We start from the raw sequence: 12,868 nt of genomic DNA, 5'->3' as shown, positions 1-12,868 counted from the left end.
GGGGAGAGAGAGCATGCGTTCAGCGTTTTGGGTAGGGTGTGCCGCGTTATTGCTGTCGGCCTGTAGTAACGAACCTGTTCAGCAGGCCACGGCGGCACACGTAACGCCGGGAATGAAAGCCGCGATGTCCAGTTCTGGACAAGCCAACTGCGCGATGATTGGTGGCTCACTGTCGGTTGCCCGCCAGCTCGATGGCTCTGCGATCGGGATGTGCGCCTTGCCAAACGGCAAACGCTGCAGTGAACAGTCGCTTGCCGTTGGATCCTGCGGTAGCTACTGATTATTCAGCGCGTTTAAACATCAGCGTTTTGTCGGCTGTCGCCAGCGTTAACTGGTCTTCAGTCAGGTCGACCTGCGCTCCTTTGCGCAGCATGTCGCCGATGGCCTGATCCAGCTCGTTCAATTGTGGTTCGGTACAGAGTTTGCGCGTCATCGCCAGCCCTTTAACCTTAAGTTCCCCTTCGGACAATTTTCCCTGTCCGTTGAAGCGGTTACACATCACGCCGGAAATGCTGATGTTATTAACCAGGCTGATATCGGGCAACGCGCTAAAACTGATCTCAGGTTGCGTTGTCGTGGCCTTCACGGCTTTCCCGTCCACATTTTCCAGCACAAAGCGGTGGTTCTTAAGCTGCTCCGGCTGAACAGACGCTTTACCCGGATTAACGCAGCCGGAGAGGACAAGACTGATAACACTTAACGCAATGAGTTTTTTCATTTTTCTTCTCGAACTATAAATACTGTGAATCATTTACCAGTGTAACGATACGCTGGCGTGCGTTAATGGGGTTTATCTGAAAGTGCGGGAAGAAGACCGGGCAACGCAGCGGTTGCCCGGGACAAGATCAGTGAGATTTAAACCCGGCGGCCGTCATCAGCATGCGGAAGAACATACTGACAGCCGCCAGCGCCAGTACGCTGCCGCCCCAGATAATGGCCAGCCACAGCAATCGTTTCCAGACAGGCTGTTGCATCAGTGATAACCCTCCCCATGCTGTACTTTTCCGCGAAATACGTAATAACTCCAGAAGGTGTAGACCAGAATCACGGGAATGATCAACAACGCACCTACCAGCATAAAGCCCTGACTTTGTGTCGGCGCGGCCGCCTGCCACAGGGTGATCGACGGTGGAATAATATGCGGCCAGATGCTGATCCCAAGCCCGCTAAAGCCGAGAAAAATAAGCCCCAGCGTCAGGATAAATGGCCGGTTATGGCTTTGCCGATTATTCAGGCAGCGCCACAGATACAGACTCAGCAGGACGACCAGAGCCGGAACCGGCAACAGGTAAAACAAATTAGGTAGCGTAAACCAGCGCGCGGCGATGGCCGGGTGCGCCAGTGGGGTCCAGAGACTGATCGCCGCGATAACGGCCAGCAGCACAATTAAGAGCATTTTAGAAACTTCGCGCATCCGCTGTTGCAGGGCATTTTCACTTTTCATCACCAGCCAGGTGGCGCCCAGCAGCGCATAGGCCACCACCAGACCCGCGCCACAGAACAGGTTAAACGCGGTAAACCAGTCAAAGGGACCGCCGGTATAGGCACGCCCGGTGACGGCAAACCCGTTTATGACGGCACCCACCGTCACGCCCTGGGTAAACGTCGCTAGAAGTGAACCGCCAATAAAGGCTTTATCCCAGAACGGACGGTGCGCTGGCGTTGCTTTAAAACGAAACTCAAACGCCACGCCACGAAAAATAAGACCGATCAGCATTAATGTCAGCGGAATGGTGAGGGCATCGATAATCACCGCGTAGGCCAGCGGAAAGGCACCGAAGAGGGCAGCGCCACCCAGCACCAGCCAGGTTTCATTCCCGTCCCAGACCGGGGCGACGCTGTTGACCATCACATCGCGATCGTCCGGGTTTTGCGTCATCGGGAACAGAATGCCGATCCCCAGATCAAAACCGTCCATCACGATATACATCAGCGTCGCGAAGACGATGATGACAAACCAGATAATGGAAAGATCGATACCCATTATGGCTGCTCCTTATTGCCAGTAGTAACTGCGGAAAGCGGGCGTGCCGGACGTCCATCGGCCTCGGTGGCGAACGATTCGTGAGGCTGCGGCCCTTTTTTAATCAGGCGCACCATATAGCTGTAACCGACGCCGAAGACCGAGGTGTAAACGACGAAGAAAGCCAGCAAACTGACGCTCATATGCAGATCGCCATGGGCGGATACCGCATCCCGGGTACGTTGAAGCCCATAGACGACCCACGGCTGGCGTCCTACTTCGGTGGTCACCCATCCGGCCAGTATGGCGATCAACCCTGAAGGCCCCATCAGCAGGGCAAACCACAGGAAGGGGCGCGAGGTGTAAACGCGCTTTTTATAGCGCAACCAGATCGCCACCACGCCGAGCAGCAGCATTAGCATGCCTAAGCCCGCCATAATGCGGAACGACCAGAAGACAATGGTGGAATTTGGACGATCTTCCTTCGGGAACTCCTTGAGCGCCGGAACCTGTTTATCCAGACTGTGCGTCAGGATAAGGCTGCCAAGAGCGGGGATCTCCAGGCCAAAACGGGTGCGCTCCAGTTCCATATCTGGCCAGCCAAACAGCAGTAGCGGGGTAGGTTCCCCCTGTGGGTTTTCCCAGTGCCCCTCAATGGCGGCGATTTTGGCAGGCTGATGCTTTAAGGTATTCAGCCCATGCATATCACCGACCATTGCCTGGATGGGGGCCACAATCAGGGTCATCCACAGCGCCATAGAAAACATAGCGCGGATGGCAGGCGTATTGTTTCCGCGCAGCAGATGCCATGCCGCCGATGCGCCAACAAACAGGGCGCTACTGAGGAAGGCGGCTATCGACATATGCAGCAGACGATAAGGGAAGGAGGGATTAAAGACCACGGCAAACCAGTCTACCGGAACGACCTGCCCGTTGACGATCTCATAGCCCTGTGGGGTCTGCATCCAGCTGTTGGAGGAGAGGATCCAGAAGGTGGAGATAATTGTCCCCAGCGCTACCATACAGGTGGCGAAGAAGTGCAGCCCAGGCCCGACTTTATTCCAGCCGAACAGCATCACGCCGAGGAATCCGGCCTCAAGGAAAAAGGCGGTCAGCACTTCATAGGTCAGAAGTGGGCCGGTAATGCTGCCCGCAAACTGCGAAAATCCACTCCAGTTAGTGCCAAATTGATACGCCATCACCAGCCCGGAGACCACGCCCATGCCAAAGTTAACGGCAAAAATCCTGGACCAGAAGTGGTACAGCGATCGCCAGACCGGATTTTTTGTTTTCAGCCACAGCCCTTCAAGCACAGCAAGATAGCTTGCCAGGCCGATAGTGATTGCCGGGAAAATAATGTGGAAGGATACGGTAAAGGCAAACTGTATCCGTGCAAGGTGAAAAGCATCTAAACCAAACATGCACAGCCTCAATGTCAAACGGTGTGCTGTTATGGTACAGAGGCGCAGATCGGACTATCAGACGCAGAAACGCGAAATTTAACCATAACAGTTGGCAAAAAGTTCACGCTTTTGCCATCTGATATACTTCTTTATAGGGCATAAAAATATTTTTTTTAATGAATTTTATGCATTAAACCGCTTGCTTTGTCCTCAGCACCGTGCGTTAATGGTCTTCTGGTTTTGAGTCCAAATAAATATCTGACGTAGTTTTATAAAGCAGTTCTCATCACGTTGTGCCTCTCCGCAGCCTCTCTTGGGTCTTTATCTACATTCCGATTAGTTTTGTTTCAAACCATTATCGCCTGATCGGCTCATGAGTAATTTACGTTTTTACGTTTACAGGAGAATCCTATGACTTCTTATATCCATTTTCGCTGCCCATGCTGTCATGGCTCGCAGTACCGTACTTCAGCCTTTGATGTGTCTGAGAAAAATCCCTTCGGCGCAAAATGCATCTTTTGCAAATCGCCAATGATTACACTCGACCATCTGGCCGCGGCGCGTCTCGCACACAATCATGTGACCGAGTACCGTAAGTAATTCATTTCATAAACCATAACAGTTAGCAAAATCTTCTCTTTTTCTCCTGCTGATATACACTGTCCGCAATAAGGAGAATCTGATGAAAAAATACCAGCGTCTGGCGCAACAAATTATCTCGCAGATTGAGCTTGGCGTATGGTTGCCGGGCGATAAGCTGCCTTCTCTGCGAGAGCAGGTGGCGAGCAGCGGCATGAGTTTTATGACCGTGGGCCACGCGTATCAGATGCTGGAAAGTCAGGGGCGCATTGTCGCCAGACCGCAGTCGGGCTATTACGTTGCCTCGCGCCCGACCGCACAACAGCCAGCGCCACCTGCACAGGTCATGCGTGACGAAGCGGTGGACATCAACACCTATATCTTCGACGTTCTGCAGGCCAGCCGCGACCCGTCGGTTGTTCCTTTCGCTTCCGCCTTTCCCGACCCGCGTCTTTTCCCGCTTCAGCAACTCAACCGCTCGCTGGCGAACGTCAGCAAAACCGCGACGGCGATGAGCGTGATTGAAAACCTGCCGCCGGGTAACGTCGATTTGCGCCACGCCATTGCCCGCCGCTATGCACAGCAGGGGATGAATATCTCACCGGAGGAGATCGTGATCACCGCAGGCGCGCTCGAAGCGCTGAACTTGAGTCTCCAGGCGGTGACCGAGCCGGGGGACTGGGTGATTGTCGAAAACCCCTGTTTCTACGGCGCGCTGCAGGCGCTGGAACGCCTGAAGTTGAAGGCCCTGTCGATTGCGACGGACGTGCGCGAGGGGATCGATCTCAATGCGCTTGAACAGGCGCTGAATGACTACCCGGTCAAGGCCTGCTGGATAATGACCAACAGTCAAAATCCGCTTGGCTTTACGCTCAGCCTGGAGAAAAAAGCGCAGCTTGTGGCGTTGCTGACGAGGCACAACGTCACGCTGATTGAAGATGATGTCTACAGCGAGCTCTATTTTGGCCGTGAAAAGCCGCTCCCGGCGAAAGCATGGGATCGTCAGGACATGACGCTGCACTGCTCCTCGTTTTCGAAATGTCTGGTGGCCGGTTTTCGCATCGGCTGGGTAGCGGCGGGTAAACATGCGCGGCGCATTCAGCAGCTTCAGCTGATGAGCACGCTCTCTACCAGCTCCCCGATGCAGCTGGCGCTGGTGGATTACCTCGCGACCAAACGCTACGACGCCCATCTTCGCCGCCTGCGACGCACGCTGGCTGAGCGTAAACAGCAGGCGTGGCAGTCACTTTTGCGCCATATGCCGCCGGGCGTCAAAATCCATCATAACGACAGCGGCTACTTTTTGTGGCTGGAGCTTCCGGCACAGCTGGATGCAGGACTGTTAAGCGAACAGGCGTTACGCCATCACATCAGTATTGCCCCAGGCAAGATGTTTTCTACCTCAGATGTCTGGACACCCTTTTTCCGTTTTAATACCTCCTGGGCATGGGGAGAGCGGGAAGAGCAGGCCGTTATTCAGTTAGGGAAATTAATCAGCAGCATGTTGAAATAACGATTCCGGCCTCTCGCTAAATAATCATTGCTTATCTTTTTGCCGCCGCGGCGACCATTTTGCCGCGTCGCATCATACGAAATCTGCATACCACCTCTCACGCCTAACCCCTTGTCTATAATCCAGTTAACGGGGAATGCGCCCTCGGTCACACCTTGATGAAATTTCCTTAAGCCGCACGGTGCGGGGCATTTGCGCGGTCTACGTTTAATGAGGGAGATATTTTTACGGCACGGCTGCCGCTAAATTTTCATTGCGACTGGAGTAATGTTTATGAGCAAAAAATTTGCCCGCAGCAGCCTGTGTGCGCTTGGTATGGCAATAATGACCGCGCAAGCCGCCGAGCCACCGAAAGCGATTGGCGACGGAGAGGGTCGGCTGGATATTATTGCCTGGCCGGGTTACATCGAGCGGGGACAAACGGATAAAAATTATGACTGGGTAACCCAGTTTGAAAAAGAGACCGGCTGTGCGGTAAACGTCAAAACCGCCGCCACGTCGGACGAGATGGTGAGCCTGATGGCGAAAGGTGGGTATGACCTGGTCACCGCGTCCGGAGATGCGTCGCTCCGTCTGATTATGGGAAAACGCGTTCAGCCGATTAACCCGGAACTCATCCCCAACTGGAAAACCCTCGACCCGCGTCTCGTTAAAGGTGAGTGGTTTAACGTGGGCGGCAATGTCTACGGCACGCCGTATCAGTGGGGGCCAAACCTGCTGATGTACAACACCAAAACCTTCCCGACACCGCCGGACAGCTGGAGCGTGGTGTTTGTAAAACAGGACTTACCGGACGGTAAAACCAACCAGGGCCGCGTGCAGGCCTATGACGGTCCGATTTACATTGCCGATGCGGCGCTGTTTGTGAAGGCCACTCAACCCCAGTTGGGTATTAACGACCCCTACCAGCTGACGGAAGAACAGTACGCTGCGGTTCTGAAAGTGCTACGCGATCAGCACGCCCTGATCCACCGCTACTGGCATGACACCACCGTACAGATGAGTGACTTTAAGAATGAAGGCGTGGTGGCGTCCAGCGCCTGGCCATACCAGGCGAATGCCCTGAAAGCCGAAAACCAGCCGATCGCGACCGTCTTCCCGAAAGAGGGCGTCACGGGCTGGGCAGACACCACTATGCTTCACGCGCAGGCAAAACACCCGATGTGTGCTTACAAATGGATGAACTGGTCGCTGACGCCAAAAGTGCAGGGCGATCTGGCGGCGTGGTTTGGCTCTCTGCCGGTGGTGGCGCAAGGGTGTAAGGCCAGTACGCTGCTGGGTGAGAAAGGCTGTGAAACCAACGGTTACGACGCCTTTGACAAAATCAAGTTCTGGAAAACCCCGATCGCCGAAGGCGGCAAATATGTGCCTTACAGCCGCTGGACGCAGGATTACATCGCCATCATGGGTGGCCGTTAATCATCCGGGAGCAGAACATGACGTACGCGGTAGAGTTTAATGACGTTTCCCGTCTGTACGGCGACGTACGGGCGGTGGATGGGGTGAGCATTGCCATTCGTGACGGGGAGTTTTTCTCCATGCTGGGGCCGTCGGGTTCCGGCAAAACCACCTGCCTTCGGCTGATCGCCGGTTTTGAACAACTCTCCGGCGGGACAATCACAATCTTCGGTAAAGAAGCGAGTGAGCTTCCTCCGTGGGAGCGAGACGTCAATACGGTGTTCCAGGACTACGCGCTGTTTCCGCATATGTCGATTCTCGATAACGTCGCTTACGGGCTGATGGTCAAAGGCATCGACAAGAAAAAACGCCATGCACTGGCGCAGGAGGCGCTGGAAAAGGTCGGGCTGAGCTTTGCCATTGCGCGCAAGCCGTCGCAGCTTTCTGGCGGCCAGCGTCAGCGCGTTGCCATTGCGCGTGCGCTGGTCAATGAACCCCGCGTGCTGTTGCTGGATGAACCGCTGGGCGCGCTCGATCTGAAACTGCGTGAACAGATGCAGGTCGAGCTGAAAAAACTTCAACAGGCACTCGGGATCACCTTTATTTTTGTAACCCATGATCAGGGGGAAGCCCTGTCAATGTCCGACCGGGTCGCCGTTTTCAACAACGGACGCATTGAGCAGGTGGATACCCCGCGTGAGCTATACATGCGCCCGCGTACGCCGTTCGTGGCCAGTTTTGTCGGCACCTCGAACGTTTTCGATGCGGCACTGGCGCAGAAAGTGTGCGGCATGGAGGGCGCTTATTCGCTTCGACCGGAACATATCCGGCTCAATGAGAGCGGTGAGGTTCAGGTTGAAGGCGTGGTTCAGGCTGTCCAGTATCAGGGTGCGGCAACGCGCCTGGAGCTGAAACTTGCCGGGGGGGCAAAACTGCTGGTGAGCCAGGCCAATCTCAGCGCGGACACACTGCACACCGGTGTTGAGCCGGGGCAGGCGGTGCTGGCGTCATGGTCGCGCGACGCCATGATCCGCCTGCATGAGGAAGGGTGAAATGGCGATGAGCGTCTTACATCCTCCCGCACCGCGCGGTACCCTAAGCCGCATTACCGCGTATTTCTGGCGCAAACCGTCGCTCGGGATATTCTTGCTGCTGCTGGCACCGCTGATGTGGTTTGGCATCGTCTATCTGGGATCGCTCCTTACGCTGCTGTGGCAGGGCTTTTATACCTTTGATGACTTCACCATGTCGGTTACGCCGGACCTGACGCTGGCGAACATTCAGGCACTTTTTAACCCGGCAAACTACGACATCATCATCCGTACGCTGGTGATGGCGATTGCGGTCACCCTCGCCAGCGCCATTCTGGCCTTCCCGATGGCCTGGTATATGGCGCGTTACACCAGCGGCAAATGGAAAGCGTTCTTCTATATTGCCGTTATGCTGCCGATGTGGGCGAGTTATATCGTCAAAGCGTACGCGTGGACGCTACTGCTGGCGAAAGATGGCGTAGCGCAGTGGTTTCTCAGCCATCTGGGGCTGGAGCCGATCCTGGTCTCTGTTCTGACGCTCCCGGCGATTGGCGGGAACACGTTATCGACCTCCGGGCTGGGGCGGTTTCTGGTCTTTGTCTACATCTGGCTGCCGTTTATGATCCTGCCCGTGCAGGCGGCGCTGGAACGGCTGCCTGCCTCGTTGTTGCAGGCCTCTGCCGATCTCGGTGCGCGTCCGCGTCAGACCTTTCGTTATGTTGTTCTGCCGTTGGCGATCCCGGGTATCGCGGCGGGCTCGATATTTACCTTCTCTCTGACGCTCGGTGATTTTATCGTGCCACAGCTGGTAGGGCCGCCGGGCTATTTCATTGGCAATATGGTCTATGCCCAGCAGGGCGCCATCGGCAATATGCCCATGGCTGCCGCCTTCACCCTGGTGCCGATTGTGCTTATCTCGCTTTATCTGGCGTTCGTGAAACGTCTGGGAGCATTCGATGCACTCTGAACGCGCACCGTTGTTCCTGAAAGTGGCCGCCTGGGGCGGGGTGATCTTCCTCCACTTTCCCCTGCTGATTATTGCCATCTACGCTTTTAATACTGAGGACGCGGCCTTCAGCTTCCCGCCGCAGGGGCTGACGTTGAAGTGGTTTAGCGTGGCGGCGGGGCGTGGCGACATCATCGATTCCGTGACGTTGTCACTTAAAATTGCGACGTTAGCGACGGCTATTGCCCTGGTACTTGGCACGCTTGCTGCGGCGGCGCTGTGGCGTAGCGCGTTTTTTGGCAAAAACGCCATTTCGCTGTTGCTGCTGTTACCGATAGCGCTGCCGGGCATCATCACCGGTCTGGCGCTGCTGACCGCTTTCAAAACCATCAATCTGGAGCCTGGTTTTTTTACCATCGTTGTCGGGCACGCCACGTTCTGCGTGGTGGTGGTGTTTAACAATGTGATTGCCCGGTTCCGACGCACCTCCTGGAGCCTGGTTGAAGCATCGATGGATTTAGGGGCCGATGGCTGGCAAACCTTCCGTTACGTGGTCCTGCCCAATCTTGGGTCGGCGCTGCTGGCCGGGGGCATGCTGGCGTTTGCTCTGTCGTTTGACGAAATTATCGTCACAACCTTTACCGCGGGACACGAGCTCACGTTACCGCTGTGGTTGCTTAACCAGCTCGGACGTCCGCGTGACGTGCCGGTCACCAACGTGGTCGCACTGCTGGTGATGCTGGTGACAACCTTCCCCATTCTGGGAGCCTGGTGGCTAACCCGCGACGGCGAGAATAGCGCCGGGAGCGGGAAATAACATTGATTTCAACGGGACAATGCTATGCAAAAACGACTGCTGATTAATGGTGAACTGGTGAGCGGCGAGGGGGAAAAACAGCCGGTCTATAACCCTGCCACCGGAGAGGTTCTGCTGGAGATTGCTGAAGCATCAGCCGCGCAGGTCGACGCGGCCGTGCAGGCAGCCGATCGGGCGTTCGCACAGTGGGGGCAAACCACGCCCAAAACGCGTGCCGAATGCCTGCTGAAACTGGCTGACGTTATTGAAGCGCATGCCGACGAGTTTGCCAGACTCGAATCCCTGAACTGCGGTAAGCCGCTGCACTGCGCGCTGGGCGATGAGATCCCCGCTGTGGTCGATGTGTTTCGGTTCTTTGCTGGCGCGGCCCGCTGCCTGAACGGACTGGCGGCGGGTGAGTATCTGGACGGCCATACCTCGATGATCCGCCGCGATCCGGTTGGGGTTGTCGCCTCCATCGCCCCCTGGAACTACCCGCTGATGATGGCGGCGTGGAAGCTGGCACCGGCGCTGGCCGCCGGGAACTGCGTGGTCATCAAGCCTTCTGAGATTACGCCGCTGACCGCCTTAAAACTGGCCGAACTGGCGAAGGATATTTTCCCGGCTGGCGTGCTGAACGTGCTGTTCGGGCGCGGAAAAACGGTAGGCGATCCGCTGACCGGGCATGAGAAAGTGCGCATGGTGTCACTCACCGGCTCAATTGCAACCGGGGAGCACATCATTGGCCATACCGCCTCATCCATAAAACGTACCCACATGGAGCTGGGCGGCAAGGCACCGGTTATCGTCTTTGATGACGCCGATCTGGATGCGGTCGTCGAGGGTGTGCGGACGTTTGGTTTCTACAATGCCGGGCAGGACTGCACTGCGGCCTGCCGGATTTATGCCCAAAAGGGCATTTATGCTGCGCTGGTGGAAAAACTGGGCGCAGCGGTGGCCAGCCTGAAAATAGGGGCGCCGGAAGAGGCCTCTACCGAACTGGGGCCACTGAGCTCGCAAGCGCATTTGTCGCGCGTCTGTCAGGCTGTGGAGGAGGCCAAAGCGCTCAGCCATATTCGCGTGGTGACGGGTGGCAGTAAAAAAGAGGGGGCGGGTTACTACTTTCAGCCAACCCTGCTGGCCGGCGCAAAACAGGAAGATGCCATTGTGCAACGTGAAGTCTTTGGCCCGGTGGTGAGCGTCACCGAATTTGACGACGAAGACCAGGTGCTGGCCTGGGCTAACGATTCACAATATGGCCTGGCCTCGTCCGTCTGGACCCGGGATGTGGGGCGCGCTCACCGGCTGAGTGCGCGTCTGCAATATGGCTGCACCTGGGTGAATACCCATTTTATGCTGGTAAGCGAAATGCCACACGGCGGCATGAAGTTATCCGGTTATGGGAAAGATATGTCGGTATATGGGCTTGAGGATTATACCGTTGTCCGCCATGTGATGATAAAACACTAATATGCAGCTAAGTGGCTGTAATATATTGAAAATATATTGCAGTCGCTTGCTTGTGGACCATTGACGTTAAAATTAGTGCTCAGCAGAGCTGCCTGGTTGATGATTATGCCATCCTGACTGGAATTGGATAAACATGTGTAATAATGGCCCCAAACGGCAACTGGAATGACAGGTAATGGGATTTCAATATTGGTTCACGGTATGTGCAATTTTTCTGACCTGCCCCTTTATGCTTGTTCAGTCGATTATCTTTTTGCGACGAGGTGTCTACACTAAAACCTTCAAGGGAACGATGCGAAAGGAATATATCCACAAAGACACTAAACCTATTGAATACTGGTTTAACGTTATTGCTCAAATGATGATGAGTGCTGCAGTACTTGGTTTAGGTTTCTGGTTATTAGATGACCTACCTGCCTTTCATAGTTGGCACACTGAAATCCGCGCAATGCTTCCTTTTTAATTCACCATTGAAAAGATGCCAAACCTCGCTCAAGCGGGGTTTTTTGTTACCTGAAGATAACCACGGGGCATCGAAGCCAGAGGGATTAAAGAGTCAACTACAATCTTGATCTTGTCATGCATGGTTTTCGAAGACGGATCCTTGTCAGGGCATAGTTGTAACGCAATATACTCATTTGTTATTAGCCTTAATATTTAAATGGTTATTGTGTAACGAAAAAACTTGATCTGTATCAACATATGACGCATATTGCGTGCGGTTATTTTTTCGGCTCTGGAATACAGAATGACGTTGTATCAAAAGATGTTGGTTTTTTACGCAATCATGGCTTCTATCTGCGCATTAATCACCTGGTTCCTGTCTAAAGATCGTAAACGCATCCGCCTGCTCAGCGCGTTTCTGGTAGGGTCGACTTGGCCGATGAGCTTCCCCGTTGCGCTGCTGGTCTCGCTTTTCTGAAGCACGCTTCCATTTTTAAACGATGAACATGGCATTCCCGCCACGATAACTGTATAAATAAACAGTGTATCGTAAAAGGAGTGCTTATGAACAGTTTTTACTCGCAACATGCGGGTTGCACCGTCCGCTGGCATGATTTGCCCGGCACCGGCGATCCCGTCGTCTTCATCCACGGATTGGGCTGCGCCTCGTCCTATGAATATCCCCGCGTCGTTCGTGACCCTCAGTTTGGCGGGTGCAGAACGATTCTCATCGATTTACCCGGCAGCGGTTACAGCGATAAGCCTGAGCACTACAGCTACAAAACTACCGACCAGGCCCGTGTTGTGGCTGAACTGATGGATCATCTCAAGCTCGATGCCTTCTGGCTGTACGGTCACAGTATGGGCGGCAGCATCGCCATTGAAGCGGCGGGGCTGCTGGCATCGCGTCTTAAAGGGCTGATGGTGTCGGAACCCAATTTTCATGCCGGGGGTGGGATGTTCAGCCGCTCGATTGCCGCACAAACGGAACAGCAGTTTCTGGAACAGGGATATCAGGCCATGCTCTGTGCAGAAAAAACGGCGTGGGCCGGGTGCCTCCAAAGTAATGCACCTTATGCTGTCTGGCGCGGCGCATCGAGCCTGGTGGCGGGCGTTGAGCCAGACTGGGAAACGCAATTTCTGTCGCTGCCTTGCCCGGTGACGTTGATTTTTGGCGAGCTCTCTTTGCCGGATGACGATGTGGAGCGCCTGAAGCAGAAGGGCGTTGAGGTCAAAATCATCCCTGCTGCGGGGCACTCCATGTCGTGGGAAAAACCGTCGGCACTGGCGCAGACGTTAGCGGAGTGTATGGCGGCGTGATTATC

The 12,868-nt window shown here is 55.0% G+C and carries 15 protein-coding genes; 11 read left to right on the top strand and 4 right to left on the bottom strand.

What is annotated here, in order from left to right:
- The first annotated feature begins 13 nt into the window (after positions 1 to 13).
- Entirely contained in the window at positions 14 to 280 is a 267-nt protein-coding gene (locus M8370_RS13035) for a putative hemolysin (RefSeq protein ID WP_013096465.1), read from the top strand.
- Here the strand turns inward: M8370_RS13035 and hslJ are convergent, their stop codons facing one another.
- The 4 genes from hslJ to M8370_RS13015 all read right to left on the bottom strand — a co-directional run bounded on the left by hslJ (position 281) and on the right by M8370_RS13015 (position 3,384).
- On the bottom strand, positions 281 to 718 hold the full coding sequence (hslJ, locus tag M8370_RS13030) for a heat shock protein HslJ (RefSeq protein WP_013096466.1): 438 nt from the start codon (positions 716 to 718) through the stop codon (positions 281 to 283).
- A 127-nt stretch (positions 719 to 845) separates the two neighbouring features.
- Positions 846 to 974, bottom strand: coding sequence for a DUF2474 domain-containing protein (locus M8370_RS13025; protein ID WP_013096467.1), 129 nt, complete (start codon positions 972 to 974; stop codon positions 846 to 848).
- Positions 974 to 1,984: a cytochrome d ubiquinol oxidase subunit II gene (gene cydB / locus M8370_RS13020; RefSeq protein ID WP_038419539.1), complete on the bottom strand. Its 1,011-nt coding sequence runs from the start codon at positions 1,982 to 1,984 to the stop codon at positions 974 to 976. The genes M8370_RS13025 and cydB overlap by 1 nt, the downstream gene beginning before the upstream one ends.
- Positions 1,984 to 3,384, bottom strand: a complete 1,401-nt coding sequence (locus tag M8370_RS13015; RefSeq protein WP_250021150.1) for a cytochrome ubiquinol oxidase subunit I — start codon at positions 3,382 to 3,384, stop codon at positions 1,984 to 1,986. Before M8370_RS13015 ends, cydB begins: the two co-directional genes overlap by 1 nt.
- A 393-nt stretch (positions 3,385 to 3,777) precedes the next feature.
- Here M8370_RS13015 and ymcF point away from each other — a divergent pair, with 393 nt between their 5' ends.
- The 10 genes from ymcF (at position 3,778) to M8370_RS12965 (ending at position 12,863) form a co-directional block, all read left to right on the top strand.
- On the top strand, positions 3,778 to 3,966 hold the full coding sequence (gene ymcF, locus M8370_RS13010) for a cold shock small protein YmcF (protein WP_020689184.1): 189 nt from the start codon (positions 3,778 to 3,780) through the stop codon (positions 3,964 to 3,966).
- Positions 3,967 to 4,048: 82 nt separating this feature from the next.
- On the top strand, positions 4,049 to 5,458 hold the full coding sequence (locus M8370_RS13005; RefSeq protein WP_023621162.1) for an aminotransferase-like domain-containing protein: 1,410 nt from the start codon (positions 4,049 to 4,051) through the stop codon (positions 5,456 to 5,458).
- A 273-nt stretch (positions 5,459 to 5,731) separates the two neighbouring features.
- Positions 5,732 to 6,877 (top strand): putative ABC transporter substrate-binding protein YdcS, encoded by a 1,146-nt coding sequence (ydcS, locus tag M8370_RS13000; RefSeq protein WP_014832084.1) that lies wholly within the window; start codon positions 5,732 to 5,734, stop codon positions 6,875 to 6,877.
- A gap of 17 nt (positions 6,878 to 6,894) precedes the next feature.
- Positions 6,895 to 7,908 (top strand): ABC transporter ATP-binding protein, encoded by a 1,014-nt coding sequence (locus tag M8370_RS12995; RefSeq protein WP_038985147.1) that lies wholly within the window; start codon positions 6,895 to 6,897, stop codon positions 7,906 to 7,908.
- A 1-nt stretch (position 7,909) separates the two neighbouring features.
- Positions 7,910 to 8,854, top strand: coding sequence for an ABC transporter permease (locus M8370_RS12990; RefSeq protein WP_023621159.1), 945 nt, complete (start codon positions 7,910 to 7,912; stop codon positions 8,852 to 8,854).
- A complete protein-coding gene (locus M8370_RS12985; RefSeq protein WP_250021149.1) occupies positions 8,844 to 9,650 on the top strand; it encodes an ABC transporter permease in 807 nt (268 codons plus the stop codon). The genes M8370_RS12990 and M8370_RS12985 overlap by 11 nt, the downstream gene beginning before the upstream one ends.
- Before the next feature lie 24 nt (positions 9,651 to 9,674).
- On the top strand, positions 9,675 to 11,099 hold the full coding sequence (gene patD / locus M8370_RS12980; protein ID WP_250021148.1) for an aminobutyraldehyde dehydrogenase: 1,425 nt from the start codon (positions 9,675 to 9,677) through the stop codon (positions 11,097 to 11,099).
- Between the two features lie 175 nt (positions 11,100 to 11,274).
- Positions 11,275 to 11,562: a hypothetical protein gene (locus M8370_RS12975; RefSeq protein WP_029882934.1), complete on the top strand. Its 288-nt coding sequence runs from the start codon at positions 11,275 to 11,277 to the stop codon at positions 11,560 to 11,562.
- Positions 11,563 to 11,847: 285 nt separating this feature from the next.
- On the top strand, positions 11,848 to 12,021 hold the full coding sequence (locus M8370_RS12970) for a GhoT/OrtT family toxin (RefSeq protein WP_013096478.1): 174 nt from the start codon (positions 11,848 to 11,850) through the stop codon (positions 12,019 to 12,021).
- A gap of 86 nt (positions 12,022 to 12,107) precedes the next feature.
- Entirely contained in the window at positions 12,108 to 12,863 is a 756-nt protein-coding gene (locus M8370_RS12965) for an alpha/beta fold hydrolase (RefSeq protein WP_250021147.1), read from the top strand.
- The last annotated feature ends 5 nt before the right edge of the window (positions 12,864 to 12,868 follow it).

Origin of the sequence: Enterobacter cloacae complex sp. OE43NF (genome assembly GCF_023544405.1) — a bacterium.
Lineage (GTDB): Bacteria > Pseudomonadota > Gammaproteobacteria > Enterobacterales > Enterobacteriaceae > Enterobacter > Enterobacter cloacae.
The sequence above is the reverse complement of the archived record's forward strand: the minus strand, read 5'-3'. Positions and strand labels throughout refer to the sequence as shown.

What these genes read in the sequence shown, in the direction of transcription:
- M8370_RS13035 (WP_013096465.1), top strand. Translation starts at nt 14, where the DNA reads ATGCGTTCAGCGTTTTGGGTAGGGTGTGCCGCGTTATTGCTGTCGGCC.
- hslJ (WP_013096466.1), bottom strand. Translation starts at nt 718, where the DNA reads ATGAAAAAACTCATTGCGTTAAGTGTTATCAGTCTTGTCCTCTCCGGC.
- M8370_RS13025 (WP_013096467.1), bottom strand. Translation starts at nt 974, where the DNA reads ATGCAACAGCCTGTCTGGAAACGATTGCTGTGGCTGGCCATTATCTGG.
- cydB (WP_038419539.1), bottom strand. Translation starts at nt 1,984, where the DNA reads ATGGGTATCGATCTTTCCATTATCTGGTTTGTCATCATCGTCTTCGCG.
- M8370_RS13015 (WP_250021150.1), bottom strand. Translation starts at nt 3,384, where the DNA reads ATGTTTGGTTTAGATGCTTTTCACCTTGCACGGATACAGTTTGCCTTT.
- ymcF (WP_020689184.1), top strand. Translation starts at nt 3,778, where the DNA reads ATGACTTCTTATATCCATTTTCGCTGCCCATGCTGTCATGGCTCGCAG.
- M8370_RS13005 (WP_023621162.1), top strand. Translation starts at nt 4,049, where the DNA reads ATGAAAAAATACCAGCGTCTGGCGCAACAAATTATCTCGCAGATTGAG.
- ydcS (WP_014832084.1), top strand. Translation starts at nt 5,732, where the DNA reads ATGAGCAAAAAATTTGCCCGCAGCAGCCTGTGTGCGCTTGGTATGGCA.
- M8370_RS12995 (WP_038985147.1), top strand. Translation starts at nt 6,895, where the DNA reads ATGACGTACGCGGTAGAGTTTAATGACGTTTCCCGTCTGTACGGCGAC.
- M8370_RS12990 (WP_023621159.1), top strand. Translation starts at nt 7,910, where the DNA reads ATGGCGATGAGCGTCTTACATCCTCCCGCACCGCGCGGTACCCTAAGC.
- M8370_RS12985 (WP_250021149.1), top strand. Translation starts at nt 8,844, where the DNA reads ATGCACTCTGAACGCGCACCGTTGTTCCTGAAAGTGGCCGCCTGGGGC.
- patD (WP_250021148.1), top strand. Translation starts at nt 9,675, where the DNA reads ATGCAAAAACGACTGCTGATTAATGGTGAACTGGTGAGCGGCGAGGGG.
- M8370_RS12975 (WP_029882934.1), top strand. Translation starts at nt 11,275, where the DNA reads ATGGGATTTCAATATTGGTTCACGGTATGTGCAATTTTTCTGACCTGC.
- M8370_RS12970 (WP_013096478.1), top strand. Translation starts at nt 11,848, where the DNA reads ATGACGTTGTATCAAAAGATGTTGGTTTTTTACGCAATCATGGCTTCT.
- M8370_RS12965 (WP_250021147.1), top strand. Translation starts at nt 12,108, where the DNA reads ATGAACAGTTTTTACTCGCAACATGCGGGTTGCACCGTCCGCTGGCAT.